Origin of the sequence: Flavonifractor hominis (assembly GCF_040095835.1) — a bacterium.
In the GTDB taxonomy this organism is placed as follows: Bacteria; Bacillota; Clostridia; order Oscillospirales; family Oscillospiraceae; genus Flavonifractor; species Flavonifractor hominis.
This window is the reverse complement of sequence record NZ_JBBMFT010000003.1, coordinates 14,630-39,706: the sequence shown is the minus strand read 5'-3', so window position 1 is coordinate 39,706 and position 25,077 is coordinate 14,630. Positions and strand designations below refer to the sequence as shown.

General features: G+C 58.5%; 26 protein-coding genes and 1 other annotated feature. Of the genes, 10 read left to right on the top strand and 16 right to left on the bottom strand.

All coding sequences use genetic code 11. The features are described from left to right. Positions 1-13 precede the first annotated feature (13 nt). The 4 genes from rpoC (at position 14) to WMO45_RS06160 (ending at position 6,597) form a co-directional block, all read left to right on the top strand. Positions 14-3,793, top strand: a complete 3,780-nt coding sequence (rpoC, locus tag WMO45_RS06175; protein WP_349139682.1) for a DNA-directed RNA polymerase subunit beta' — start codon at positions 14-16, stop codon at positions 3,791-3,793. 69 nt (positions 3,794-3,862) lie between these two features. Continuing rightward, positions 3,863-5,203 (top strand): putative hexosyltransferase, encoded by a 1,341-nt coding sequence (locus tag WMO45_RS06170; protein WP_349139681.1) that lies wholly within the window; start codon positions 3,863-3,865, stop codon positions 5,201-5,203. Between the two features lie 106 nt (positions 5,204-5,309). Beyond that, positions 5,310-5,600 (top strand): hypothetical protein, encoded by a 291-nt coding sequence (locus WMO45_RS06165; protein WP_349139680.1) that lies wholly within the window; start codon positions 5,310-5,312, stop codon positions 5,598-5,600. A gap of 79 nt (positions 5,601-5,679) precedes the next feature. Then, on the top strand, positions 5,680-6,597 hold the full coding sequence (locus WMO45_RS06160; RefSeq protein WP_349139679.1) for a C40 family peptidase: 918 nt from the start codon (positions 5,680-5,682) through the stop codon (positions 6,595-6,597). Between the two features lie 90 nt (positions 6,598-6,687). Here WMO45_RS06160 and WMO45_RS06155 read toward each other — a convergent pair whose 3' ends face one another. The 9 genes from WMO45_RS06155 to pyrB form a co-directional block, all read right to left on the bottom strand. Continuing rightward, positions 6,688-7,098: a serine proteinase gene (locus WMO45_RS06155; RefSeq protein ID WP_349139678.1), complete on the bottom strand. Its 411-nt coding sequence runs from the start codon at positions 7,096-7,098 to the stop codon at positions 6,688-6,690. 142 nt (positions 7,099-7,240) lie between these two features. After that, complete coding sequence (locus WMO45_RS06150) at positions 7,241-8,530, bottom strand: copper amine oxidase N-terminal domain-containing protein (protein WP_349139677.1); 1,290 nt, start codon at positions 8,528-8,530, stop codon at positions 7,241-7,243. Then, the gene (locus WMO45_RS06145; protein WP_349139676.1) at positions 8,527-8,994 is read right to left on the bottom strand and encodes a GtrA family protein; all 468 of its coding nucleotides are present in this window, start codon (positions 8,992-8,994) and stop codon (positions 8,527-8,529) included. The genes WMO45_RS06150 and WMO45_RS06145 overlap by 4 nt, the downstream gene beginning before the upstream one ends. Beyond that, positions 8,975-9,943, bottom strand: coding sequence for a glycosyltransferase family 2 protein (locus tag WMO45_RS06140; protein WP_349139675.1), 969 nt, complete (start codon positions 9,941-9,943; stop codon positions 8,975-8,977). The genes WMO45_RS06145 and WMO45_RS06140 overlap by 20 nt, the downstream gene beginning before the upstream one ends. 76 nt (positions 9,944-10,019) lie before the next feature. Further along, positions 10,020-10,730 carry a sigma-70 family RNA polymerase sigma factor gene (locus tag WMO45_RS06135; protein ID WP_349139674.1) on the bottom strand — a complete coding sequence of 237 codons (711 nt, stop codon included), beginning with the start codon at positions 10,728-10,730 and terminating at the stop codon, positions 10,020-10,022. Continuing rightward, the gene (gene spoIIAB, locus WMO45_RS06130) at positions 10,727-11,173 is read right to left on the bottom strand and encodes an anti-sigma F factor (protein WP_349139673.1); all 447 of its coding nucleotides are present in this window, start codon (positions 11,171-11,173) and stop codon (positions 10,727-10,729) included. The genes WMO45_RS06135 and spoIIAB overlap by 4 nt, the downstream gene beginning before the upstream one ends. A gap of 17 nt (positions 11,174-11,190) precedes the next feature. Then, a complete protein-coding gene (locus WMO45_RS06125) occupies positions 11,191-11,496 on the bottom strand; it encodes an anti-sigma factor antagonist (protein ID WP_349139672.1) in 306 nt (101 codons plus the stop codon). Between the two features lie 149 nt (positions 11,497-11,645). Next, complete coding sequence (locus WMO45_RS06120) at positions 11,646-14,282, bottom strand: valine--tRNA ligase (protein WP_349139671.1); 2,637 nt, start codon at positions 14,280-14,282, stop codon at positions 11,646-11,648. 49 nt (positions 14,283-14,331) lie between these two features. Further along, positions 14,332-14,541, bottom strand: a binding site (T-box leader). Positions 14,542-14,863: 322 nt separating this feature from the next. Then, on the bottom strand, positions 14,864-15,922 hold the full coding sequence (gene pyrB / locus WMO45_RS06115) for an aspartate carbamoyltransferase (protein WP_349139670.1): 1,059 nt from the start codon (positions 15,920-15,922) through the stop codon (positions 14,864-14,866). Positions 15,923-16,076: 154 nt separating this feature from the next. On the opposite strand from pyrB, the gene WMO45_RS06110 reads away from it, so the two are divergent. Genes WMO45_RS06110 through WMO45_RS06100 form a run of 3 tightly spaced genes read left to right on the top strand, consistent with a single transcriptional unit; the run spans position 16,077 to position 17,790 of the window. Continuing rightward, the gene (locus tag WMO45_RS06110; RefSeq protein ID WP_349139669.1) at positions 16,077-16,409 is read left to right on the top strand and encodes a PadR family transcriptional regulator; all 333 of its coding nucleotides are present in this window, start codon (positions 16,077-16,079) and stop codon (positions 16,407-16,409) included. 5 nt (positions 16,410-16,414) lie between these two features. Continuing rightward, entirely contained in the window at positions 16,415-17,194 is a 780-nt protein-coding gene (locus WMO45_RS06105; protein ID WP_349139996.1) for a permease prefix domain 1-containing protein, read from the top strand. Between the two features lie 53 nt (positions 17,195-17,247). Next, positions 17,248-17,790 (top strand): putative ABC transporter permease, encoded by a 543-nt coding sequence (locus WMO45_RS06100; RefSeq protein WP_349139668.1) that lies wholly within the window; start codon positions 17,248-17,250, stop codon positions 17,788-17,790. 44 nt (positions 17,791-17,834) lie between these two features. Here WMO45_RS06100 and WMO45_RS06095 read toward each other — a convergent pair whose 3' ends face one another. Next, positions 17,835-18,047 carry a hypothetical protein gene (locus tag WMO45_RS06095; RefSeq protein WP_349139667.1) on the bottom strand — a complete coding sequence of 71 codons (213 nt, stop codon included), beginning with the start codon at positions 18,045-18,047 and terminating at the stop codon, positions 17,835-17,837. Positions 18,048-18,160: 113 nt separating this feature from the next. Between WMO45_RS06095 and WMO45_RS06090 the strand changes: the two genes are divergently transcribed. The 3 genes from WMO45_RS06090 (at position 18,161) to WMO45_RS06080 (ending at position 19,781) form a co-directional block, all read left to right on the top strand. Further along, positions 18,161-18,679, top strand: coding sequence for a gamma carbonic anhydrase family protein (locus WMO45_RS06090; RefSeq protein ID WP_349139666.1), 519 nt, complete (start codon positions 18,161-18,163; stop codon positions 18,677-18,679). Between the two features lie 20 nt (positions 18,680-18,699). Next, the gene (locus WMO45_RS06085) at positions 18,700-19,530 is read left to right on the top strand and encodes a DUF2238 domain-containing protein (protein ID WP_349139995.1); all 831 of its coding nucleotides are present in this window, start codon (positions 18,700-18,702) and stop codon (positions 19,528-19,530) included. Between the two features lie 65 nt (positions 19,531-19,595). Beyond that, entirely contained in the window at positions 19,596-19,781 is a 186-nt protein-coding gene (locus tag WMO45_RS06080) for a DUF1540 domain-containing protein (RefSeq protein ID WP_349139665.1), read from the top strand. Positions 19,782-19,853: 72 nt separating this feature from the next. On the opposite strand, the gene rnfB is transcribed toward WMO45_RS06080, so the two are convergent. The 6 genes from rnfB to rsxC are packed head-to-tail and all read right to left on the bottom strand — an operon-like array spanning position 19,854 to position 24,978. Next, positions 19,854-20,744: an RnfABCDGE type electron transport complex subunit B gene (gene rnfB, locus WMO45_RS06075; RefSeq protein WP_349139664.1), complete on the bottom strand. Its 891-nt coding sequence runs from the start codon at positions 20,742-20,744 to the stop codon at positions 19,854-19,856. A 15-nt stretch (positions 20,745-20,759) separates the two neighbouring features. Continuing rightward, positions 20,760-21,350, bottom strand: a complete 591-nt coding sequence (gene rsxA, locus WMO45_RS06070; RefSeq protein WP_349139663.1) for an electron transport complex subunit RsxA — start codon at positions 21,348-21,350, stop codon at positions 20,760-20,762. After that, positions 21,350-21,997 carry an electron transport complex subunit RsxE gene (gene rsxE, locus WMO45_RS06065; protein WP_349139662.1) on the bottom strand — a complete coding sequence of 216 codons (648 nt, stop codon included), beginning with the start codon at positions 21,995-21,997 and terminating at the stop codon, positions 21,350-21,352. Before rsxE ends, rsxA begins: the two co-directional genes overlap by 1 nt. Positions 21,998-22,012: 15 nt before the next feature. After that, a complete protein-coding gene (locus WMO45_RS06060) occupies positions 22,013-22,570 on the bottom strand; it encodes an RnfABCDGE type electron transport complex subunit G (RefSeq protein WP_349139661.1) in 558 nt (185 codons plus the stop codon). A gap of 3 nt (positions 22,571-22,573) precedes the next feature. Then, positions 22,574-23,635, bottom strand: a complete 1,062-nt coding sequence (locus WMO45_RS06055; protein ID WP_349139660.1) for an RnfABCDGE type electron transport complex subunit D — start codon at positions 23,633-23,635, stop codon at positions 22,574-22,576. Beyond that, positions 23,632-24,978 carry an electron transport complex subunit RsxC gene (rsxC, locus tag WMO45_RS06050; RefSeq protein ID WP_349139659.1) on the bottom strand — a complete coding sequence of 449 codons (1,347 nt, stop codon included), beginning with the start codon at positions 24,976-24,978 and terminating at the stop codon, positions 23,632-23,634. Before rsxC ends, WMO45_RS06055 begins: the two co-directional genes overlap by 4 nt. Between the last annotated feature and the right edge of the window lie 99 nt (positions 24,979-25,077).

The window sequence follows — 25,077 nt, the reverse complement described above, 5'->3', positions numbered from 1 at the left end:
GACGAGCAAATATATGAGTTACGCTGAATTTGACGCCATCAAGATCGGCATCGCCTCCCCGGAGCAGATCCGTGAATGGTCCTACGGCGAGGTCAAGAAGCCCGAGACCATCAACTACCGCACCCTGAAGCCGGAGCGGGACGGTCTGTTCTGCGAGCGGATCTTCGGGCCCACCAAGGACTGGGAGTGTCACTGCGGCAAGTACAAAAAGATCCGCTACAAGGGTAAGATCTGCGACCGCTGCGGCGTGGAGGTCACCCGGGCCAAGGTGCGCCGTGAGCGCATGGGCCACATCGAGCTGGCCGCCCCCGTGTCCCACATCTGGTATTTCAAGGGTATTCCTTCCCGGATGGGCCTGCTGCTTGACATCAGCCCCCGCATTCTGGAGAAGGTACTCTACTTCGCCAGCTATATTGTCACCGACCCTGGCTTCTCTCCTCTGGCCAAAAACCAGATTCTCTCCGAGAAGGAATACCGCGACATGCGGGAGAAGTATGAGGACGACTTTGAGGCCGGCATGGGCGCCGAGGCCGTGAAGAAGCTGCTCCAGGACATCGACCTGGAGGAGCTCTCCACCCAGCTCCGCGCCGAGCTGAAGGACGCCTCCGGCCAGAAGAAGGCCCGCATCGTCAAGCGTCTGGAAGTGGTGGATGCCTTCCGTATCTCCGGCAATAAGCCCGAGTGGATGATCATCGATGTGCTGCCCGTTATTCCCCCTGAGCTGCGCCCCATGGTGCAGCTGGACGGCGGCCGGTTTGCCACTTCCGACCTGAACGACCTGTACCGCCGGGTCATCAACCGCAACAACCGCCTCAAGCGCCTGATCCAGCTCAACGCCCCCGACATCATCGTGCGCAATGAGAAGCGCATGCTCCAGGAGGCCGTGGACGCCCTGATCGACAACGGCCGCCGCGGCCGCGCCGTCACCGGCGCCAACAACCGTGCCCTCAAGAGCCTGTCCGACATGCTCAAGGGCAAGCAGGGCCGCTTCCGTCAGAACCTGCTGGGCAAGCGTGTCGACTACTCCGGCCGTTCCGTTATCGTAGTCGGCCCTGAAATGAAGATTTATCAGTGCGGTCTGCCCAAAGAGATGGCCATTGAGCTGTTCCGCCCCTTCGTTATGAAGAAGCTGGTGGAAGACGGTCTGGCCAACAACATCAAATCCGCCAAGAAGATGGTGGACAAGGGCCGCGCCGAGGTGTGGGATGCTCTGGAGTTCGTCATCAAAGACCACCCCGTCATGCTCAACCGCGCCCCCACCCTGCACCGCCTGGGTATCCAGGCCTTTGAGCCTGTCCTGGTAGAGGGCCGCGCCATCAAGCTGCACCCCCTGGTGTGTACCGCCTTCAACGCCGACTTCGACGGCGACCAGATGGCCGTTCACGTGCCCCTGTCCGCCGAGGCCCAGACCGAGGCCCGGGTGCTCATGCTCTCGGCCAACAACCTGCTGCGTCCTCAGGACGGCGGTCCTGTCACCGTGCCTACCCAGGACATGGTGCTGGGCTCCTACTACCTGACCTATGAGCGTTACCCCGAGCACGCCGAGGAGGACACTTATGAGGATGTGGCCGCAGTGAAGGCCGCCCTGGCGGAGGGCAAGCTGCAGCCTGACTCCTATATCTGGGTCAAGAATCCCGGCTCTTTGGACGACATTCCCACCTATGCCGGCATCTGCGCCGAGACCGAGGACGGCCAGCTGCCCCGTGAGGCTCTCCATGTCTTCGGCAGCGATATTGATGCCCGCCTGGCCTACGATGAGGGCGAGCTGGAACTGCACATGCCCATCCTGGTCCGCCGTGAGGCTGAGGTGGATGGTGAGACCCGCCGCAAGCTGGTGCGCACCACCGTGGGCCGCCTGATCTTCAACGAAGGCATTCCCCAGGACCTGGGCTTTGTGGACCGCAACGATCCCGAGCAGGTGTTTGAGCCGGAAATCAACTTTATCGTGGGCAAAAAGCAGCTGGGCAAGATCATCGACAAGTGCATCACCAAGCACGGCTTTACCAAGTCCGCCGAGGTACTGGATATCATCAAAGCCCGCGGCTACAAATTCTCCACCCGCGGCTCCCTGACCGTCTCCATCTACGACATGACCATTCCTGAAAAGAAGAACGGCCTCATCGCCGATACGGAGAAGGAGATCGTCAAGATCGAGCGCCAGTACAAGCGCGGCTTCCTGACCAATGACGAACGCTATCGTCTGGTGGTGGAGGCCTGGGAAAAGACCACCAAGGACGTGACCGATGCCCTGATGGCCGGTCTGGACCGCTACAACCCCATCTGGATGATGGCGGACTCCGGCGCCCGTGGTTCTTCCGCCCAGATCCGTCAGCTGGCCGGCATGCGTGGCCTGATGGCCGACACCTCCGGCCGCACCATCGAGATCCCCATCAAGTCCAACTTCCGTGAAGGTCTGTCCGTACTGGAGTACTTCATCTCCTCCCGAGGCGCTCGAAAGGGCATGGCCGATACCGCTCTGCGTACCGCCGACTCCGGTTACCTGACCCGCCGTCTGGTGGACGTGTCCCAGGAAGTCATTATCCGCGAAGAGGACTGCGGCACCGACGACGGCATCCTGGTCAGCGAGATCGTGGAGAACGGCCAGGTCATCGAGACCTTCGGCGAGCGGCTTAAGGGCCGTTACCCGGTGGAGGACATCTGCGATCCTCAGACCGGCGAGGTGCTCATCGACCATCACACTATGATGACTGCCGACGACGCCAAGCTGCTGGAGGCCCATGGCATCCATCAGGTCAAGATCCGCTCCGTACTCACCTGCCGGGCCCGCAGCGGAGTATGTTCCAAGTGTTATGGTATCAACCTGGCCATCGGCGAACCTGTGGGCGCCGGCGAGGCAGTTGGTATCATCGCCGCCCAGTCCATCGGTGAGCCTGGTACTCAGCTGACCATGCGTACCTTCCATACCGGCGGCGTGGCCGGCGGCGACATCACCCAGGGTCTTCCCCGTGTTGAGGAGCTGTTTGAGTCCCGCAAGCCCAAGAAGATGGCTCAGCTGGCCGAGATCAGTGGCCGGGTGACTCTGGAGGAAGCCAAGCGCAACTCCATGTGCAACGTCACCATCACCGCCGACGATGGCGAGGTGGTCACCTACGCTCTGCCCTACAGCGCCGGTCTGCGGGTCCAGGACGGCGACCGGGTGGAAAAGGGCTTTGCTCTCACTGAGGGCGCCCTCTATCCCCAGGACGTGCTGCGGGTACGCGGTGTCCACGCTGTGTACGACTACCTGATCCAGGAAGTACAGAAGCCCTACCGCCAGCAGGGCGTTGACATCAACGACAAGCACATCGAGGTCATCTGCCGTCAGATGATGCGCAAGGTACGGGTGGAAGATGCCGGCGATTCTGATCTGCTCAGCGGCTCCACCATCGACCTGATCGAGTTTGAGGATGCCAAGGCTGCCGTGCAGGCACGCATCGACGCTGGTGAAACCAACGACGGTATTGAACTGCGCCTGCCCACCGCCACCCGCCTGCTGATGGGTATTACCAAGGCCTCGCTGGCCACCGACTCCTTCCTGTCCGCCGCTTCCTTCCAGGAAACCACCAAGGTCCTGACCGAAGCCGCCATCAAGGGCAAGGTGGATCACCTGCTGGGTCTGAAGGAGAACGTCATCATCGGTAAGCTGATTCCCGCCGGCTCCGGCCTGTCCATGTATCGCAAGTACGACAAGCTGGAAGATGAGGAGGCGACGGCCCAGACCGATACGGAACCGTCCACTGAGGTACTCATCGAAGAACCCGCTTCCGTTACGGAGGAGCTCACTGATTTCTGATCCTCAACCATACAGCGGCCCGGAGCACATACTCCGGGCCGCTGACGCATTCTCTGTGAGGTATACCGCATGCGAAAATGCTCATCTGTCTTTCCCCTTGCCTGCGCTGGGTTCGGAATTGCTCTGCTGTTGTTCAGCCTGATTCCCATTGCGTCCCTGGACCGTGGCGGTGGTGCGGCGGTATTTCCACTGCTGCTTCTGATGGCCGTTCTGGCTATGGTCCTTTTGGCACGGACAGGCACATCCCGCCCCCGGCTTCTGGTCTGCCTGCTGCCGGTTGGACTGGCCTTTTTTCTTCGGGCCTGCCTGCTGAACTACGTTTCTTCGGACTATCAGATCTTTCTATCCCAGTGGGTGGAAACCTTTCGGGCAGGCGGCGGCTTTGCCGCGCTGAAAGAACCTATCGGCAATTACAACGTTCCCTATCTTTATATACTGGCCGCTATCTCCTATCTGCCCCTGCCTGATCTGTACCTGATCAAACTGTTCTCTATCCTGTTCGATGTAATTCTGGCCTGGGGCGGGCTGCGCTTGGCAGCTCTGTTCTGTCCAGAAGGCAGCCTGCGCCCTCTGGTTTGTTTCTGTCTGCTGCTGCTGCTGCCCACAGTGGTACTCAACGGCTCTTGTTGGGGACAGTGTGACGCCCTTTATGGTGCGCTGGCCCTCCATGCCCTGGCCTGTGCGCTGGGCAGGCGTCCGGGGCTGTCCGTCTTCCTTATGGGCATCGCCTTCTCTTTTAAGCTGCAGACGGTCTTCCTGCTCCCCCTTTGGGGTGGTCTGTGGCTGGTAGGCCGGGTCAAATTCCGGCATCTCTTTCTCTTCCCCGCCGCCTATGGCCTCACCTGCATCCCCGCCTTGCTGCTTGGGAAACCTCTCGTTGACATTCTCAGCGTCTACCTGGGACAAACCCAAGAGGGTGCGGGATCGCTGAATTATAACTCCGCCTCTCTCTTTTCCTTTTTACCCTATGGAATCCAGGTGGACGAAGCCTTGTGGAGCCGGCTTGCCATCCTAGCCGCTCTGGCACTGGTCCTGGCATTGCTTATCCTGCTGTATCTGAACCGGGAGCGTGCATCAGCACCGGTACTGCTTACTGCCAGTGTCGTTCTAGCCATAGGTGTGCCCTTCCTGCTCCCCTACATGCACGACCGCTACTTTTTCCTGGCCGATGTACTCACCCTGGCCTGGGCCTGCGCCGTCCCGGCCCGGTTCCCCGCATCCATACTGGTACAGCTGGCCTCCCTTAGTTCCTATCTTATCTACCTGCGGCAGAAATTTACCCTGATCATACCACTCGGCGACCGTGTCTACCCGATGCTGGCAGAAGGGCTTCTGATGCTGGCCGCACTGCTCTATGCACTGTTCTTCCTGCTCCGTCAGCTCCGCCCCTCCTCCGGCAAGCCGGGATAATTTTCCTCTATTTTCCCCGGGCAAAGCGGTTGACGAACCGGAGACAATGTGTTACAATTTGGTTACAGTTTTTAAAAATCAGTAACATGCAAGAAAGGAGGCACTCATGGCAAACACAACGATTCCTCTGACTTACAAAGGCCATCCTCTTCGCCGGAAAGACAGCCTGGTCTATTACGGCAGCATGGCCGAGAAATATATTATCATGCTCCAGATCCTCAGCCAGAAAAAGGAACAGGATCTGGATGTGGCCACGAAGGTATCCGTTCAGCTTCAGCTCACTGACCCCGATCTGAAGAGCCGGGACCGGGTGGTAAAAAAGACCGAGAAGGACAGTCTGTACGCCGCAATGGATGTGGCGGCCGTCTGGCTGGATCGGGCCCTGGCTGGGAAATAACGCACACCACAAAAGAAAACAGCGGCTCCCGTACCCATTACGGGTACGGGCCGTATCTTGAAATGGAGGACAACGACCAATGATACAGCCTGCCAAGCTCCTGCGCACCGCCGTTCTGACCATCGCCCTTTCCGCCCTCTGTGTTGTGGGTGCTTCCGCCGCCAGTGTGGGCGTAGGTACCGTAAACACCGATGCACTCCGCCTGCGGGATTCCGCCAGCACCACCGCCACCATTCTTGGCACCGCCTCCAAGGGCGATACGGTGGTTGTTCTGGCCGATGCCGGCAATGGCTGGTATAAGGTGGATTACAAATCCGTAGAAGGCTATATGTCCGGCGAATACCTGGACATTGCTCAGAAGGCCGATGTCACCATCGGCTATGGTCTGGTCCAGTCGGACGGCGCTACCCTGAATGTGCGCAGCGGCCCAGGCACCACGTATTCCAAAGTCGCTACTCTGAACGACAATGCAGTGGTCAATATCGTTGGCATTGATAACGGTTGGTACAAAATTACCACCAACGGCGTCACTGGTTACGTAAGCAGTGATTACATGGTTACCTGTAAGGATTCCGCCGGCTCCCGTGGAGACGGCACCACCGCCGTGGCGGTTGCCGCCAGCACCAGCCTGGGGCAGCAGGTAGTAGACTACGCCAAGCAGTATCTTGGTTGTCCCTATGTATATGGCGGTAATGGTCCCAGCTGCTTTGACTGCTCCGGCTTTACCAGCTATGTGTACCGTCACTTTGGCTACACTCTGAACCGTACCGCTTCCACCCAGCTGTCCAACGGTACCTCCGTTTCCAAGAGTGAACTGCAGCCCGGCGATCTGGTATTCTTTAAGTACAACACCAGCAAGGCCGCTTCTCACGTTGGCATCTACATTGGTAACGGACAGTTTATCCACGCTTCCACCAATACATACACCGTCAAGATCGACGATCTGACCAGCGGCCATTACGCCAACGTCTACGTGGGCGCCCGCCGCATCCTCTGATTTTCCTTGGCAGGCAAAATCATGGATCCATTGTAATAAAGCGCCCCGCTTGCAATTGCAAGCGGGGCGCTTTTTGCAGTCTGTAATTGCTTACTCCTGAGGTTTATCCTCGTCCACCACCGGCTCTTCCGGCACATCGCAGCCACAGTGGCAGCCGCCGCATGTGGGCTCTTCAGGGGGGACATCGGTCTCTACATGGGGGATCTCTTCCTCCGTCACATTGCCCTCCACCTTCAGCTCTGCAATGCGGGCCTTGTTCTCTTCGATGTTGATCTTGGCGGCCGTGATCTTCTCACACAGCGATACATAGGCTGCCTCGGGTGCCATTCCCCGCTCAGCATAGTAGAGTTTGCCGATTTCGGTATATGCCTTCTTAATGGCATCCTCCTCGCTGGCATTGTTCAGAGTCAGTCTGGTAATCTCCGCCAGCTGCTTGGACTTGGCCACACCGGCCCGTCCCAGATCCATGGCACGGTCCTTGAGTTCATCCAAAAAAGCCATATTAAAACCCTCCTTACGGTTTGGCCTTATTCTACCCTCTTTTCCCAATCAGCGCAAGGGGAAGGGCGTGGATTTCATGTAATTTTAACCCTTTTCCACGCCGCTGCCCAATGAAAAAAGAGCCCCGGCAGGGGCTCTCTTTTTATCCGCTGGTGATCTCAATGGTGTTGCTGGCTGCGTCGAAGGTATCCACCCCGCCGGTGATGCCGGACCAAAACCGCACAGGCACGTAGAAGATGCCGCCCTTCAGCTCCGGCGGTACCGACATGCTCACTGTGCCTCGGCCGGTAACCTGGGCAGCTGTCTTACCCAGAGTGATGGTCGCGCTCACACCGCCACTGGTACAGACGGCACTTTGGCTGGCGCTGTCATAGGAGAACGTATACCCGGCAGCAGTGGCCAACTGGCGCAGTGGCACCATGGTGCAGCCCGAGCGCTGATAGAACCCCAAATCGGTGGTGGTAAGGTAGGTCCCGTCCAGCGTCACATAGATGGGCTGTCCAAACTTGGCCGTCCATCGGGCCTTCAGAGCCGCATGGTCGATCACCTGGATCTCCCCGTACTCTTCACCGGTGAGTACCGAGCCAGTCTGTCCTCCGCAGACCTTTACTCCCGCTGACTTCCAATCCCGCAGAGTCATAAAGTACACGCCGTCACAGGAGACGAGCAGTTTGCCTCCGGCCTGGCGATAGACCAGCGTCCCGTCGCTCTCATCCCCCACCGCGCAGGTGCGGATGCTTCCGCCTGTCTGGGGCGCGGCCTGGGGCAGCTCGGACAGGGCAGCGGCGGTCCAGTTGGTCCGGTCCGTGCTCTTGTAAATCACGCCGCCTGCCTGGACATAGCACGCTCCCCCAGTATAGGAGAGACCTTCTACCTGGGCGCCAAAGTCATGTTCTCCCACGACCTGAAAGTGCTCATCCAACAAGAGGACCTTATTGTTGTACATTCCGGTTTCCCCTGCGTTAAAGCCCATCATCCCAATACCGACCGCCGTCTGGTTGAGCAGATAGCCGTCCCCGGTCCAGCAGGCCTTGTACGTCACGGCCATGCTGGTGCTCACACCCGGCAGCTCCGCCTCGGTCCAGTCCGTCTCATCCCAGTACCAGAGCTGCCCGGTATAGGTGCAGTAGTAGAGCACTGCCCGTCCCGTTTCCGTCAGGCGCATCATATCCTCGGTCATTTTCCGGGGAATGGATTTCCAGGTGCTGCCATTAGTGGAGATGGCCAGTCCACTGGCAGAGGAATCTCCGCTCCGCTGCCGGATGATATACCGGCCGGAGTTCCCCTGACCACCGTAGTAAGCACCTCCCACTTCCTCCAGGTTCTGCTCGGAGTGGGCCGCGGCATCCCACACACCGCCCGCAGCCAGCGCCGGGACAGCCAAAACCACCGCCAGGGCCAGTGCCACAACAATGGAACACATCCGTCTCATGGGGTACCCTCCTTATTCTCTTTTTCTCCTGAGCGCCCGGGTGAGGCATCCGCGCCGCCGGAGCGCTGGGCAAACGCAAAAAACCGCTGTCCAAAGTAATTCAGCCCCGTATACAGGCACATGCCGACCAGCATAGCGATGTTGGTCTGCACAGGCTCACTCTGCCCGGAAAGCGCCCAGAGGACCAGCGGCTTGGCAATGGCATAGGCCACCACCCAGCACACCGCCACCGTCACCACAAACCGCACCACCTGGGTCAAGCTGCGCTCCCGGTTCTGGAAGGTAAAATATTTGTTGAGGAAAAAACTTACCACGCCGCCCACCAGGTAGTTGGCCGCGCTGGCGCTCCAGTAGCCCCAGCCCGCCACATTAAAGAGCAGGAACATGACCCCCGCTCCCACCAAGGTGTTCAGCACGCCCACCAACAAGAATTTGGGGATGCTTTTATCGATCAGTCTCGCCATGGCCGTCCTCCAGTATCTCCCGGATCAGGAACCGCGGCCGTCCCTTGGTCTCCAGATAGATCTTGCCGATGTACTCCCCGATGACGCCCAGACACAGCAAAATCAGTCCCCCGATGGCCCACACCGAGCAGATCATGCTGGCCCAGCCGCTGACGGTATCGCCCCCTGCCCAGCGCACCACCGACCAGATGAGCATCAGGATACTCACCAGGAAGATAAAAAAGCCCAGCAGGGTGATATAGCGGATGGGTTTGACCGACAGACTGGTGATCCCCTCCATGGCAAAGGAGAGCATTTTCCCCAGTGGATATTTGCTCTCACCGGCAAAGCGCTCTCCCCGCTCATATTCCACCACAGCTGAGCGATAGCCCACCATGGGTACGATCCCCCGCAGAAAGAGGTTCACCTCTTTAAACTGGGCCAGCCCGTCCAGCGCCCGCCGGGACAGCAAGCGGTAGTCGGCATGATTAAATACGGTCTCTGCCCCCATAAAGTTCATCAGCCGGTAAAATCCCTCGGCTGTAACACGCTTGAAAAAGGTATCCTTTTTCCGGGCCGAACGCACACCGTACACCACGTCGCACCCGGCGTAATATTGCTCCAGCATGGCATCCACAGCATCGATGTCGTCCTGTAGGTCGGCATCCATAGAGATGGCCATGTCACAGCGCTCCCGGGCGGTCATCAATCCAGCCAGCAGGGCGTTCTGGTGCCCCCGGTTGCGGGAGAGATCTACCCCCGAAAAGAGGGTGCACTCCTGGTGCAATTTTGTAATGATCCCCCAGGTGCCATCCCTGGAACCGTCATTCACCAGCAGCACTCGGCTGGCTGTGCTGATCTGTTGGGCTGCAATCAGCGCCTCCAGCTTCTGCCGCAGGCGGCGGGCCGTCTCAGGCAGTACCTCTTCCTCATTATAGCAGGGGACCACGATGTACAGGATATCCGCCATCCAGTCTTGTCCTCCTTCCTGTCATCTGGGTTTGATTATACCCCCTTTTGACGAAAAAAGCTACTGCCTCGTTCCCTCACACTTCCAGTTTGCGCCGTAGATGCTCCATCGCCCGTCGTTCGATGCGCGAGACCTGCACCTGCGATACCCCCAGAATCCGGGCGGCCCGCTCCTGGGTCAGCTCCCGGAAATAACGCAGAACGATGACCTGCCGCTCCCGCTCCGGCAGGGCGGCCACCGCCGTCAGCAGAGCCTCCCGCTCCACAATGGACTCCTCCATGCCATCGCTCCCCAGCACACTCTCCAGCGTAAAGCCGTCCCCGCTCTCCATCTGCAGGGACGCCACCGGCAGGCTGGCCTCCTCAGCTGCCGCGATCTCCTCCACCTCCAACCCGGTTTCGGCGGCCAACTCACTCAGGGCAGGTTCCCGTCCCAGCTGTGCAGCCAATCGCTCCCGCGCCTGCCGGATCGTCCCGGCCCGCTCCTTCAGCCCCCGGCTCACCTTTACCGCCCCATCGTCCCGGAGAAAGCGCCGGATCTCTCCTGCGATCTTGGGGACTGCATAGGTGGAAAACTGGCATCCAAAGGCCGGGTCAAATCCCCGCACCGCCTTCAGAAACCCCATGCACCCCAACTGGTACAGATCCTCTGGATCGGTCCCGCGGCCGTAATAGCGGCGCACGATACTCCAGATCAGCCCGGCATTCTCCTCAATGAGGCGGGTGCAAGCCTCGTTATCTCCCCCGCGCGCCTGTTCCAACAGGGCGGGGGTGTCAGCCACGCTCACACCGTGCGCCCTCCCAAACGGCTGGAGATGCGCCGCCGCATGGTCACAACGGTTCCCTTACCGGGTGTGGAGCGCACCCGGAGGGTATCCATAAAGCTCTCCATGATGGTAAACCCCATACCGCTGCGTTCCTCATTTCCGGTCGTATACAACGGCTGGCGCGCCTTCTCCACGTCCTCAATCCCCACGCCCCGGTCTTTTACCTGAATCTCCAGCGTGTTGTCCGCAAACAGGCGCAGGCGCAGACTCACCGGCCCCAGGCGGTCAGGATAAGCGTGGACAATGCAGTTGGTCACTGCCTCACTTACGGCAGTTTTGATATCGTTGATCTCATCCAGGGTTGGATCCAGCTGGGCGGCAAAACAGGCCGCCGTGGTCCGTGCAAACCCCTCATTGGCTGAACGGCTGAGAAAGGTCACCGCCACCTCGTTGATTGGCTTCATATATGTAAAACCTCCCGTCATTCAAATCGCATCAGCTTATCGATCCCGGCAGCCCGCAGGACCTTTCCAGCCTGGGGCGGCACATTGCACACCCGTACAGAGCCGCCCAGCTCACCCAAGCGGCGATAGGCCCGCAGCAGCACGGCGATGCCGGAGCTGTCCATAAACGTCACGCCCCCCAGATCCAGATTCAGCTGTCGGGGCAGCGCCAAATCGATCTGGCGGCTCAGTTCCTCCATGATTGTCCGGGCACCGTGGTGATCCACTTCGCCGCTGATGGCGGCGTTCAACACACGGTCGCACCCGGTACAGGTCACTGCCATGGCTTGTCCCTCCTTCTCACAGGTCATCTGATGGGATGATAGCACAGACTGTGGGGCCGATTGTGTCGGATTGCTTCTGGCCGCGCAGAAAAAACCGGGAGGCCGTCCCAAAAGGGACGGCCTCCCGGCCTGTCATCCGTTTTATTTTCTCAGGAAAGAGACGCCATGGACTCTTCCAGCTTCACGAGCAGCGCCCGCAGCTTGTCCGCGCGCTCCCGCTCGGCCTCCACCACCTGGGCAGGGGCCTTGTTCACAAAGCCGGGGTTCTGGAGCTTGGTCTCCAGCTTATCCAGTTCCTTACGGTTCTTGTCCAGCTCCTTCTGCACGCGGGCCTTTTCCTTCTCCAGGTCCACCAGCTCGGCCAAAGGCAGATACAGGCGGGCGGCATGGGTGGTCACTACTACCATCCCCTGGGCTTCCACCTCATCGGTAGCCTCCACGATCTTCACATCGCTGGCATAGGCCAGGCGTTTGAGGAAGGGGATACCCTGCTCAAAGACAGACCGCTCCAGAGTGGAAATGGTGAGCTGCGCCTTCTTGGAGGGGGGGACATTCATCTCCGCCCGTCTGGCCCGGATGGCCCGGATGGCATCCATAATGAGCTCCATGGCCTTCTCCTCCTCAGGGAAGTCCAGGCTCACATGGTGCTCCGGCCACTGCTGGAGCATCAGGTAGTCGCCCTCGTGGGGCAGCGCCTGCCAGATCTCCTCGGTAATAAAGGGCATGAACGGATGCAGCAGCTTCAGCGTCTCCGTCAGCACATAGCACAGCACCTGCTGAGCGCGTACCTTCGAATCCTCATCCTCTCCCTGCAGACGGGTCTTGGTCAGTTCGATATACCAGTCGCAGTAGGCGTCCCAGATGAAGTCGTAGACCTTCTGAGCGGCCACTCCCAGCTCGTAGCGCTCCATATTCTCGGTCACTTCCGGGATAACGCGGTTGAGTTTGGAGAGAATCCACTTGTCCTCCAGCTCCAGCTGCGCGGGCAGCTCACACTTGTCGATGGTCAGATTCATCATCAGGAAGCGGGACGCGTTCCAGATCTTGTTGGCAAAGTTGCGCATAGCCTCGCAGCGCTCGGTGTAGAAACGCATGTCGTTTCCGGGAGAGTTGCCGGTGATGAGGTTAAAGCGCAGCGCGTCAGCGCCGTACTGGTCGGCCATCTCCAGGGGATCAATGCCGTTGCCCAGGCTCTTGGACATCTTGCGGCCCTTGTCATCCCGCACCAGGCCGTGGATAAATACGGTGTGGAAGGGCGGCTTTCCGGTATGCTCACAGCCAGAGAAGATCATCCGGGCTACCCAGAAGAAGATGATGTCATACCCGGTAACCAGTACATCGGTGGGATAGAAGTATTTGTAGTCCTCGCTGTTCTCATCCGGCCAACCCAGAGTAGAGAAGGGCCACAGGGCGGAGGAGAACCAGGTATCCAGCACGTCGTCCTCCTGCTTGATGTGCTTGGAGTGGCAGTGTTCACATTCGGTGGGGTCGCTCTCGCTGACGGTGATGTGGCCGCACTCCTCGCACGTCCAGGCCGGGATGCGGTGGCCCCACCACAGCTGCCGGGAGATACACCAGTCGTGGACATTTTCCATCCAATTGGTATAAATCTTGGAGAAACGGTCGGGGACGAACTTGACCTCGCCCTCATTCACCACCCGCAGGGCCTCACGGGCCAGGGGCTCCATCTTCACAAACCACTGAGCGGAGATAATGGGCTCCACATCCGTACCGCAGCGGTAGCAGGTACCAACGTTGTGCTGGTGGTCCTCCACCTTCTCCAGCAGGCCAAGCGCCTCCAGATCGGCCAGGATGACCTTGCGTGCTTCATAGCGGTCCAGGCCCTCGTATTTACCGCCGTTTTGGTTGATACGGCCGTTGTCGTCCAGCACCCGGATGGACTCCAGGTTGTGGCGCAGGCCTACCTCAAAATCGTTGGGATCGTGGGCGGGCGTCATCTTCACACAGCCGGTGCCGAACTCCAGGTCCACATACTCGTCGGCCACGATGGGAATCTCCCGATCCATCAGGGGCAGGATGCAGGTCTTGCCGATCAGGTCCTGATAGCGCTCGTCCTTGGGGTTGACTGCCACGCCGGTATCGCCCAGCATGGTCTCAGGCCGGGTGGTGGCCACGATGACGTAGCGGCCCGGCTCCCCCTTGATGGGGTATTTGAGGTGCCACAGGTGGCCGGGCTTATCCTTGTACTCCACCTCAGCGTCGGAAAGAGCAGTGACGCAGTGGGGGCACCAGTTGATGATCCGGCTGCCCTTGTAGATGAGCCCTTTCTTGTACAGGGAGACAAATACATGCCGCACCGCGTTGGACAGTCCCTCGTCCATGGTGAACCGGGCCCGGGACCAGTCACAGGATGCGCCCAGTTTCTTCTGCTGTTCCACGATGCGGTTGCCGTACTTGTGCTTCCAGTCCCACACCCGCTCCAGGAATTTCTCCCGGCCCAGATCATAGCGGGACAGTCCCTCATTCTTGCGCAGCTCTTCCTCCACCTTGATCTGGGTGGCGATTCCGGCGTGGTCGGTGCCGGGCACCCAAAGGGCGGCGTAACCCTGCATCCGCTTAAAGCGGGTCAGGATATCCTGAAGGGTGCAGTCCATGGCGTGGCCCATGTGCAGCTGCCCGGTGACGTTGGGGGGCGGCATCACAATGGTAAAGGGTTTTTTGTCCGGATCGCGGTGGCCTTCAAAACAGCCGTTCTCCTCCCACATCCGGTAGATGCGGGCCTCCGCCTCCTGGGGCTCATAGACCTTGGGAAGTTCTTTTTTCATCTGTTACACTCCTTTTCGGGGCAAAACAAAAGGTCCGCCCCGAGCCTTTGCTCAGGGCGAACCCAAAAGTCCGCGGTACCACCTGAATTTCCCTTGCGGGACACTCATTGCCTCTGTAACGGGAGGACTCCGCCGCTTCTTACTGACTTCGGAAACGGAACTCCGGGACGACCTTCCCCGTGCCATCGGAGAGCCTTGCACCAGACCGGCTCCTCTCTGTACCTTTTGCGCGGGTACTCCTTCCCATCTACGTCTTTTTCGAAGTGTTATTATACCTGCTTTTTGTCCTTCTGTCAAGAATCCCACGCTTTTCTCCCTTAACGTCCAACCCCATCCAGAACAGACTTCGGCGCCTCCAGGGCCTGCTGAGGTTCGGCCACACTGTCGGCCTCCACATGGTATCACACACCGCCCAGGGCAAAGTCAGCCAGGAACCTCCGGTTCCTCTCCACGGAAGGCTCCACCGTGGTCAGCAGGGCGGTCAGGCCGTTGGTCACACCGCACTCCAATTTTATTTTTTATAAAACAACAATGCGGGACGGCCCTGAGGCCGTCCCGCATCTCATTGTATTTGCTTGTTTTTATCGCAGTTCCTTATCACAGTAGGCGCAGCAGTCCACACCACCGTTCTGCTTCACCAGCGGGGGCAGATAATGCTCGGTCTGGGTAATGCAGTTGGGATTGGAACACACCGGCTTTACACCGATCTCTACCGCATCGGGCCGCATACGCTCCTGGTTAGCCAAGTCGGTAAGCAGTGCCATACGGGCAAACATGCCGTAGCGGGCCTGTTCAAAATAAACCGCCCGGGGATCATCGTCCACATCAATGGAGATCTCATCCACACGGGGCAGGGGATGCATCACCAACAGATCCTTGCGGGCCCGGTCCAGCTTCCGACGGGTGAGGACATATATTCCTTTGCACCGCTCATACTCCAGAGGATCCACAAACCGTTCCCGCTGAATGCGGGTCATATACAGCACATCCAGCTGAGGAATAACAGCCTCCAGACCGGTGACCTCGGTAAACCACATATCGTTCTCCCGCATGAAAGCCCGCATGTACTCCGGTACCGCCAACTCGCGAGGGGCAATGAGGAAGAACTTGATCCCTTTGAACTTAGCCAGCGCTTTAATAAGGGAGTGGACCGTCCGTCCGTTTTTCAGATCGCCGCACAAGCCGATGGACAGCCCGTCCACCTTCCCCCGCAAGCGGGTGATTGTGGTCAGGTCGGCGGTCGTCTGAGTGGGGTGCATATGACCGCCGTCACCGGCATTGATTACCGGTACGTCGGAGTAGAGGGATGCTGCCTTTGCCGCTCCCTCCTTGGGATTACGCATGACCACCACGTCGGCATAACCAGACACCATCTTGATGGTGTCCTTCAAGGTCTCGCCCTTGGCGGTAGAGGTGGACTTGGGATCGGCAAAGCCAAATACGGTGCCGCCTACCCGCAGCATGGCTGTCTGGAAAGAAAAGTTGGTACGGGTAGAGGGCTCATAGAACAAACTGGCCATCACCCGCCCCCGGCAGGCATCCATAAAATCGGCGGGGTGGTCCATAATATCACTGCACCGCTGGTACAGGGAATCCCACTCCGCCCTTGACAGGTCTCCAAAGTCGATCAAATGCCGCATGACGCTTCATTTCCCCTTTTGAATTTTTTCTATCGTATCATATTTCCCCCTCTCACGGCAAGAGCAGAATGGACAAATTTCCTTCTTTTTTCCCATTTCTCCTTGACACCTCTTAGTCCGATGTATATAATGCCTCTAAACAAGAGGTGTATTTATGAAGCTGAACAAAGAATTGTCCAAAGGAAGCCATGGCCTGATCCTGCTGAAGCTGCTCTCTCTGCGCGACATGTACGGCTATGAGTTGGTCCAAGAAATGGCCCGTCGCTCGGAAGGGGTCTTTTCCATGAGTCAGGGGAGCCTGTATCCTCTTCTCCACACGCTGGAGAGCCGTGGAGAGATTACCTCCTATCTTCAGTCGGACTCAGGGCGTGAGCGGCGGTATTACCGCCTGACCGATACTGGCCATGCCGTTCTGGCGGAGCAGGAGCAGGAGTGGGCGCGCTATACCCGGGCCATGGGACTGATTCTGGAAGGAGGAACGTCTTGAACTGGATGGAGGAGCAGGCAGCGCTCATTGCGGAACCTCTGCATGACCGCCGCTACCGGACACGGGTACTGGCTGAACTGATGGATCATATGGGCATGCTTTACCAGAGCTGTCTGGAGCATGGAATGTCGGAATCGGAGGCCCGGGGAGAAACCTTGTCTCAGCTGGGCAGCATCCAACAGCTCCGGCGTGAATACCGCCAGGCTGAATTGGCTCTACGCAGCCAGCGCCCGCGTTACTGTGTGAGTCGTATCTGGCTGGCCGTCTGCCTGATGGGAGGCCTCTATCTTCTGGTCACCGCCGTATTTTCCCAGATCATGGGCAGCGCGGCGGGCCCCCTTGCCAACGACGGTCTTCCTCATTTGGGCGCATTGGTGCCCGGCTCCCTATACGGTACCCCAGCCTTTACCCTGCAATATGATAAAATGATTGCCCTTACAGGGCTTATTTACCAGCTTCCCTTTCCCATCGGCGCCCTTTATCTGCGTTGGGTCTTCCGGCGGACAGAACGTCCTATGTATCCCATCGCCGCCGGCATGCTGCTGGCGTGGGCGGGAGAAAAGCTGGCTATTTTGTCCATCAGTTCCCTACTCTACCGGATGTCTCTTTGGAACCTCCCTCCGCTGATCCAACGTATCCACACCGGCGGAGATACCACTGCAGGCTTCTTTACCGTCTCCTATATCATCTGGACTCTTTTTTCCTCGCTGCTCCTGGCATTGCTGGTTTCCTTGTTCCCAAGAAAGAACCGTGTAAGACGCTCTGTCAAAATCTGTGGAGTATGAACTGCCCCGTTTCGTCCCATGATAAAAAAAACGGACGAGACGGGGCGGTTTTCTTGACTTGGTTTTGGTACTTTCTTATTTACAGTTTCGTTGGCTTTCTTATCGAGGTCTGCTATGTTCACATCACCGGTAATGCCAAGCGAGACCGAAAGTGCCGCCTGTTTCTGCCGATCTGCCCGGTCTATGGTCTTGGCGCTCTGGGGCTGTTGTGTCTGCCGGCGGAAATCCAGCAGACCCCCTGGCTGCTTTTCCCTGCTGCAGTGTTTATCTGCACCGGAGTGGAGTGGTTTACCGGATTCTTTTACGAAAAAGTTTTTCGGGTCTGCTTCTGGGACTACTCACACCTGCCTATGCATCTCGGTCGGCATGCATGTCTGCGCTTTGCCCTGTGCTGGGGGATACTGGCTCTGCTGATTTTCTATCTGCTCCATCCCTGGGTAACTTGGCTGGTTATGCATATTCCCCCATGGCTGGCACCACCGACAGCGGCTTTCCTGCTGGTAGACACGCTCCTTACCGCCGCTCTTCTCCGCCGTACCCGTGATACCGATGTTCTGCGATGGTATCTCCGTCTGTCCCGACACAGCCCTGCATAAAAAATACTCCCGCCCAAACGTTCTGCGTTTGAGCGGGAGTATTTTTACGCCCGTCTCAGTTCGTTAAGGGTCTCTTCAATTTTCTTCTGCGGTACGTAAGCCCGGGCCACCGACAGGATCTGCTCCAGGGTAATGGTGCGCGCCGCCCCCAGCAGAGGATGCTTCATCAACATGGGGAACCGGCGCTGGAAGACCGCTCTCGCCCCAGGATGATCCATCAGCTCCCCTACTGTGATCTGGTTTCGTTTCAGGTCCATACGATTCACCTCCCTGCTATCCTATGCACTGCCGGTACAGATTTGACTTGTCAGTATCTTTCCCAGCGTCTATAATGTTTGGTGGATTTGTCGCAGAAAGGAGAATGGGCGGCGTGATAATTCAAATAGACGGCAAGCACCCTACCCTTGCCCAGAATGTGAGAGTGGCACCTAACGCCACCGTAGCCGGCGAAGTAACTCTGGAGTCCGGCGTCAGTATCTGGTACGGCGCTGTACTGCGCGGGGATGAGGACAGCATACACATCGGCTCAGACAGCAACATCCAGGACAACGCAGTTGTACACGCTGACCCAGGTTATCCCACTACTGTGGGCCACAGCGTAACTGTGGGGCACGCCGCCATTCTCCACGGCTGCACCGTGGAAGACGGTGCACTCATCGGTATGGGAGCCATTTTGCTCAACGGATGCGTCGTGGGAGCAGGGTCCCTGGTGGCTGCCGGTGCATTGATCCCCCAGCATATGGTCATCCCACCTGGCTCCCTGGTAATGGGCTCCCCTGCCAAAGTAGTCCGTTCCCTACGTCCGGATGAGGCCGCCGATCTGGTCCATTCCGCCCACAATTATTGTACACTTGCCGCCCAGCAACTGCCTGAAGCGGCACAGACATAAGGAGGTCTTCTGTGAAAAGAATGGAACATCGTCGCAGCCGCCACACACCACTTCGGGAACAGGTGCGACAGCACCCCGGCGTGGCAGTTGTATATGTTATCCTGCGTTTCCTGGTCGTGGTGGCTCTTATTGCCCAGATTTTTAACCGGAATTTTGAAAATGTCTTTTTGTGCGTACTGACTTTGTTTCTCTTTACTCTTCCCAGCTTCATTGAACGCACCATTCATATTGACATTCCGGATACGTTGGAGGTCATCATTCTCCTGTTTATCTTTGCCGCAGAAATTCTCGGCGAAATTCAGGCCTATTATGTCCAGTTTCCGTATTGGGACACCATGCTGCACACACTTAACGGCTTTTTGTGTGCCGCCATCGGGTTTTCGCTGTTGGATATTCTGAATCGAAACGAGCGCCTGGCTTTTCAGCTCTCGCCGGTATATTTGGCCATCGTGGCATTCTGTTTTTCCATGACCATCGGTGTGCTGTGGGAATTTTTCGAATGCACCATGGATCAGCTCTTTCTGCTGGATATGCAAAAGGATACCATTGTCCACTCTATCGGCTCGGTAATGCTGGATCCTACCGGTGGGAATACTCCCGTTGCGATCCATAACATCACCGATGTGATCGTCGTTACCGCCGATGGGACCCAGCATCCGTTGGGGCTGGGCGGATACCTGGATATCGGCATTCTGGATACCATGATGGATCTGTTCGTTAACTTCATTGGCGCGGTAGTCTTTTCTGTTATCGGCTATTTCTATGTAAAAAATCGCGGGAAAGGCAGATTTGCCCGTCGTTTTATTCCCAAGGCGTTACCCAAGCAGGACAGCGAATCTTCCAAATCTTAGTCGTATATTCCTCCTCCCACGGTCCATACTAAGAGCGTACCACGGAAATAAGGAGGAAATGCGATATGAACAAGACCCCGAACAGCAGCATCAAATGCTCCGTCAACAATTGTGCTTACCACTGCGGCGAGCAGAACTACTGTACCCTGAATGAAATCAAGGTGGGTTGCTGCGACGCCAATGTGACCAACTGCGCTTCTACTGAGTGTGCATCCTTCCAGCTGGGCGGTCCTGGCGGCTGCAAGCACTAAGTTCGGGCATTAAGCAAAAATCGCGCGTCCCCGTATTGGGGACGCGCGATTTTTAATCTTTATCCGGAGTACTTACTCCTTGGGCTCTGCAGCAGCCGCGGGGGCCTCCGCCTTGGGAGCGGCAGCCGGAGCAGCCTTGGGGGCCGCAGGCTTGACCACGGGCACCTTGCCGTCCACGGTGATCAGCTTGCGGGGGCACTTCTGCGCACAAATGCCGCAGCCGATGCACTTCTCGTAGTCGATGACCGCCAGGTTGTTAACCATAGTAATGGCTTCCTTGGGACAGTTCTTGGCACACAGGGAGCAGCCAATGCAGCCGTTATCGCACACCTTGCGGGCATCCACACCCTTGTCATGAGAAGAGCAGGGAATGCTGACATGACGCTTGGTCTTGTAAGGCTCCAGAGCGATGATGTGCCGGGGGCAGACATCCACGCACTTGTTGCATGCCTTACACTTGTCCTCATCCACCTTGGCCACGCCGTCCACCACGTGGATGGCGTCAAAGGGACAAACCTTCTCACAGGAGCCCAGGCCCAGGCAGCCGAAGGAACAAGCCAGATCGCCGCCGCCGGGCAGCTTAGAGGCAGCCACACAGTCGTGGATACCCACGTACTCGTACTGCTTGTAGTTCTGGCCACAGCCGGTGCAGTGCACCTGGGCAATCTGCTTCACCGCAGCGCCGGCAGACACACCCATGATCTCACCGATCTGGGCAGCCACAGCCTCACCGCCAGCGGCGCAGGCATTGACAGGAGCCACACCCTTCACCACGGCAGAAGCATAGCCGGAGCAGCCGGGATAACCACAGCCACCGCAGTTGGCGCCGGGCAGGCAACCGAGGATGGCCTCCTCGCGGGGGTCCACCTCAACGGCGAACACCTTGGAGGCAATCGCCAGGACCAGGCCGAAGATGGCGCCCAGGACCGCCAGGACCACCACGGCAATGATAACAGTATTCATATTCTTCCGCCTCCCTTAACCGAAGACCTTCAGGCCGGAGAAGCCCAGGAAGGCCAGAGCGATCAGGCCGGCGGCCACCAGGGCGATGGGGAATCCGTCGAAGGCCTTGGGCCACTCGGAGAACTCCATACGCTCCCGGATGCTGGCAAAGATCACGATGACCAGCAGGAAGCCTACGCCGCCAGTGATGCCGTACACGACGCTCTCGATGAAGTTATAGCTGTTCTGGGTGTTCTGGAGCACCACGCCCAGCACGGCGCAGTTGGTGGTGATCAGAGGCAGGTACACGCCCAGGGCCTCATAGAGGGCGGGCATGGCCTTCTTTAGGAACATCTCAATAAACTGCACCAGAGAAGCGATAACCAGAATGTAGGTCACGGTCTGCATAAAAGTCAGACCCATGGGTACCAGAATGAACTGGTTGATGGGCCAGCAGATAGCAGACGCCAGACCCATGACGAAGATAACGGCCATGCCCATGCCGGAAGCCGTCTCAACCTTCTTGGAAACGCCCATGAAGGGGCAGATGCCCAGGAACTGGGCCACAATGAAGTTATTGACCAGGATGGCGCCCAGGGCGATGGTAAACAGGGAAGTCCACTCCATTACTTGGCCACCTCCTCAGTCTTATTCTCGCCCTTCTTGGGCTTATTCAGGATGTACTGCATAGCGGCAATCACACAGGCCAGGGTCAAGAATCCGCCCACGGGGAGAATCATACCCAGAGCAGGAATGCCCTCGGGCAGAATGCGGATGCCGTTGCCGCCGTTGAGGATGCCGCCGCCGAAGGTACCGTTGCCCAGGAACTCACGCACCACACACATGATAACCAGCACCATGGTGTAGCCCAGGCCCTGGAAAACGCCGTCCAGCGCGGAGGCCACGGGGCCGTTCTTGTAGGCGAAGGACTCAGCACGGCCCAGAATGATACAGTTCACCACGATGAGGGGGATGAACAGGCCCAGGCTGGCAGACAGAGACGGCAGGAACGCCTGCAGGCACAGGTCCACGATGGTCACGAAGCCAGCGATGACCACGATAAAGCAAGCAATACGGATGTTGTTGGGGATGATCTTACGCAGCAGGGAGATGATGATGTTGGCCAGGGTCAGGATAACCAGCACCGACACGCCCATGCCCAGTCCGTTGAACAGGGTGGTGGTAATGGCCAGAACCGAACACATACCCAGCAGCTGTACGGTAACAGGGTTCTGGAAGAACAGGCCGTCCCGCAGTTGATTTTTCACATTCATGCTTCAGTACCCTCCTTAGCCCATGCTCGCGACGGCGGCGATGGCACTGGTAACAGCCTCGCACACGCCGCGGGAGGTGATGGTAGCGCCGGTCAGCGCATCAATGTCGCCGCCGTCCTTGCTCACCTTGACCTCACCGGTCTTGCCGATGAACTGGTCGGCAAACTCCGGCTTGCTGGCGTTAGAGCCCAGGCCGGACGTCTCACCGGTGCTGACAACGGAGATACCGGTGCAGGCACCGGTGCCATCCACGCCTACCATAATGGTCAGGTTGCCGCTGAAGGAGGTGGCAGGCTTCACCTGCACCACATGACCAGCCTCGCCGGCATCGTAGATATTAAGCACAGTAGCGTCGCCGCCGGTGTACTGATCGGTTACCTCAGTGTAGCTGTCCGCAGGCAGCACGGCCGCCATGGCCTGCTCCTGCTTGAGCTGAGCATTCTTGTCGATGTAGGGCTTGGTCACCATGTTGGTCAGGCCCAGCAGCAGGGCCGTCACCGCACAGATAGCAAAGAGCACGATGACCAGAGTCGCCATACCAGGCTCTTTTTTCTTGGTCGTAGTCTCACTCATGGTTTAGCCCTCCTTTCCGGCTTTCTTGGCAGCCTTGGCGGCAGCCTTCATTTCCTTGGTCACGCCGTAGCGGTTGGGCTTACCCACCTTATCAATGAGCCACACGCAGCAGTTCATGATCAGGATGGAGTAGGACACACCCTCGGGATAACCGCCGAAGTAGCGGATGAACACAGTCAGCAGGCCGCAGCCGATGCCGAAGATGACCTCGCCCTTCTTGGTGACAGGGCTGGTAACATAGTCGGTAGCCATGAAGAAAGCACCCAGGAACAGGCCGCCGCTGAACAGCTGATAGGCCATCCAGGTCAGACGGTCATTGCCGCCCATGGGGAACAGGAAGGTGAGCACCGCCACGGTGGCGATATAGGCCACGGGGATACGAGCACGGATAACGCCGCGCCAGATGAGGTACAGACCGCCGATGAGCAGCATCAGCGCAGAGACCTCGCCGATGCAGCCGCCCACGTTACCTACAAAGGCATCCAGGATAGAAGCATCGGGCAGCAGGCCGCCATGCATAAAGTCGGCACCCAGAGGAGTCGCACCGGTAACCACGTCGGCACCGGTCATGGTGACGCTGCCAGAGAACAGGCCAGCCCACTTGTCAGCGCCGATGCCGGGCACCACCCAGGTGGTCATAGCCACGGGGTAGCACAGCATCAGGAAGGCACGGCCGCCCAGGGCGGGGTTCATGAAGTTCTTGCCCAGGCCGCCGAAGAGCTGCTTAACCACCACGATGGCGAAGAAGTCACCGATGATAAGCATCCAGTAAGGCAGCGTGGGAGCGCACACAAAGGCCAGCAGCACGCCGGTGACGGCAGCGGACAGGTCTTTGTTGGCGCAGGACTTGTGCATCAGCTTGCGGTAGCCCCACTCAAAGAACTCACAGGCCAGCACGGAGATGATGGTAGCAATCAGAGCGCGGGGGCCAAAGAAGACCACGCCCATGACCATGGCAGGCACCAGGGCAATCAGTACATCCCGCATCAGGTTCTGGGTATCAATCGGGGTGGCTACATGGGGGGACGAAGCCACCGTCAGTCTCAGGTTCTTTTCCTCGTTCATGCTTTGGCTGCCTCCTTCGCCGCTTTTTCCTTGGCCGCCAGGTTCCGCAGTTCACCCTTGGTCATCCGGAAGGACTGCACCAGGTGGATACGGGCGGGGCAGATGTAGTTGCAGGAACCGCACTCGATGCAGTCCATTACGTTGAGGCCTTCTGCCTCTTTCCACATACCCTTTTCGGCATAGAGATGGATGTACACAGGGGTCAGGTGCATGGGGCAGACGTTGACGCAGCGGCCACACCGCAGGCAGACCTCTTCCTCCACCACCGGCGCAACTTCCTTCTTGGTCAGGCAGAGTACTGCGTTGGTACCCTTGATGGCAGTCACGTCCAGGTTGTACTGGGCAATACCCATCATGGGGCCGCCGGTGAGCACCCGGTCGGGGGTCTCCTTGAAGCCCTTGGCCTCGTCGATCAGGTACTGGAAGGACACGCCCAGAGGCACCAGCAGGTTCTTGGGCTCCTGGATGGCATCGCCGGTAACCGTGAGCACACGGTGGGTTACGGGCTTGCCCTCCACAACCGCGTCATACACCGCAGCGGCAGTACCCACGTTAAACACAGCACAGCCCACATGGGCGGGCAGGCCTCCGGGAGGCACCTCACGGCCGGTGATGCGCTGAATGAGCTGCTTCTCAGCGCCCTGGGGGTAACGGGTACGCAGGGACTCCACCTGGATGTCGCCCTTGCCGCCCACCAGTGCGCGCAGGTGCTCAATGGCATCCTCCTTGTTGGCCTCCACGCCGATGACGCCGCTCTTCAGCCCAAAGGCCTGCATCAGGATCCGCAGGCCGCCGATGACCTTCTCGCCCTGCTCCAGCATCAGGCGGTGGTCAGCGGTGATGTAGGGCTCACACTCAGCGCCGTTGAGGATCACGGTGTCCACCTTGCCGATGCCCGAGCTGATCTTCACATGGGTGGGGAACCCGGCGCCGCCCATACCGGTGATGCCAGCTTCCTTGACAATGTTCACAATCTCGTCGGCGCTCAGCTTGGTGTAATCGGAGTGGGGAGTAAGCTCGCTCCCCCAGGTGTCCTGGAAGTCGTTTTCAATGACCACGGACATCATCTTGCCGCCGCCCACATAAGGACGGGGCTCCACTGCCTTGACCTCACCAGAGACAGAGGCATGGATGGGTGCGCCCAGACCGGCGATCTCGCCGATCTTCTGACCCACCTTAACATGGTCGCCCACCGCAACGATGGGCTTGCAGGGGGCGCCGATATGCATCGACATGGCGATGACCACCTGCTTGGGAGCAGCGCTCAGTGGCGCAATCTCCTTGTGGCGTGCCAACTCTTTCCGGTCATTGGGATGCACGCCGCCGTAAAAGCTTTGCTTCATAGGTCCACCTCGCAAACCTGACCCACACACGGGTCATTTTTCTGAGTCGTTTGACCGGTATCTCAAACAGAGTTATCATATCGCAAACCACTGTTTTTG

Coding starts and splice junctions, on each gene's coding strand:
- WMO45_RS06170 (WP_349139681.1), top strand. CDS start 3,863: ATGCGAAAATGCTCATCTGTCTTTCCCCTTGCCTGCGCTGGGTTCGGA.
- WMO45_RS06150 (WP_349139677.1), bottom strand. CDS start 8,530: ATGAGACGGATGTGTTCCATTGTTGTGGCACTGGCCCTGGCGGTGGTT.
- pyrB (WP_349139670.1), bottom strand. CDS start 15,922: ATGCGGCATTTGATCGACTTTGGAGACCTGTCAAGGGCGGAGTGGGAT.
- WMO45_RS06160 (WP_349139679.1), top strand. CDS start 5,680: ATGATACAGCCTGCCAAGCTCCTGCGCACCGCCGTTCTGACCATCGCC.
- WMO45_RS06055 (WP_349139660.1), bottom strand. CDS start 23,635: ATGAACGAGGAAAAGAACCTGAGACTGACGGTGGCTTCGTCCCCCCAT.
- rpoC (WP_349139682.1), top strand. CDS start 14: ATGAGTTACGCTGAATTTGACGCCATCAAGATCGGCATCGCCTCCCCG.
- WMO45_RS06140 (WP_349139675.1), bottom strand. CDS start 9,943: ATGGCGGATATCCTGTACATCGTGGTCCCCTGCTATAATGAGGAAGAG.
- WMO45_RS06165 (WP_349139680.1), top strand. CDS start 5,310: ATGGCAAACACAACGATTCCTCTGACTTACAAAGGCCATCCTCTTCGC.
- WMO45_RS06105 (WP_349139996.1), top strand. CDS start 16,415: ATGGAGGAGCAGGCAGCGCTCATTGCGGAACCTCTGCATGACCGCCGC.
- WMO45_RS06155 (WP_349139678.1), bottom strand. CDS start 7,098: ATGGCTTTTTTGGATGAACTCAAGGACCGTGCCATGGATCTGGGACGG.
- WMO45_RS06080 (WP_349139665.1), top strand. CDS start 19,596: ATGAACAAGACCCCGAACAGCAGCATCAAATGCTCCGTCAACAATTGT.
- WMO45_RS06085 (WP_349139995.1), top strand. CDS start 18,700: ATGGAACATCGTCGCAGCCGCCACACACCACTTCGGGAACAGGTGCGA.
- WMO45_RS06095 (WP_349139667.1), bottom strand. CDS start 18,047: ATGGACCTGAAACGAAACCAGATCACAGTAGGGGAGCTGATGGATCAT.
- WMO45_RS06110 (WP_349139669.1), top strand. CDS start 16,077: ATGAAGCTGAACAAAGAATTGTCCAAAGGAAGCCATGGCCTGATCCTG.
- rsxC (WP_349139659.1), bottom strand. CDS start 24,978: ATGAAGCAAAGCTTTTACGGCGGCGTGCATCCCAATGACCGGAAAGAG.
- WMO45_RS06060 (WP_349139661.1), bottom strand. CDS start 22,570: ATGAGTGAGACTACGACCAAGAAAAAAGAGCCTGGTATGGCGACTCTG.
- rsxE (WP_349139662.1), bottom strand. CDS start 21,997: ATGAATGTGAAAAATCAACTGCGGGACGGCCTGTTCTTCCAGAACCCT.
- WMO45_RS06145 (WP_349139676.1), bottom strand. CDS start 8,994: ATGGCGAGACTGATCGATAAAAGCATCCCCAAATTCTTGTTGGTGGGC.
- rsxA (WP_349139663.1), bottom strand. CDS start 21,350: ATGGAGTGGACTTCCCTGTTTACCATCGCCCTGGGCGCCATCCTGGTC.
- spoIIAB (WP_349139673.1), bottom strand. CDS start 11,173: ATGAAGCCAATCAACGAGGTGGCGGTGACCTTTCTCAGCCGTTCAGCC.
- WMO45_RS06120 (WP_349139671.1), bottom strand. CDS start 14,282: ATGAAAAAAGAACTTCCCAAGGTCTATGAGCCCCAGGAGGCGGAGGCC.
- WMO45_RS06125 (WP_349139672.1), bottom strand. CDS start 11,496: ATGGCAGTGACCTGTACCGGGTGCGACCGTGTGTTGAACGCCGCCATC.
- rnfB (WP_349139664.1), bottom strand. CDS start 20,744: ATGAATACTGTTATCATTGCCGTGGTGGTCCTGGCGGTCCTGGGCGCC.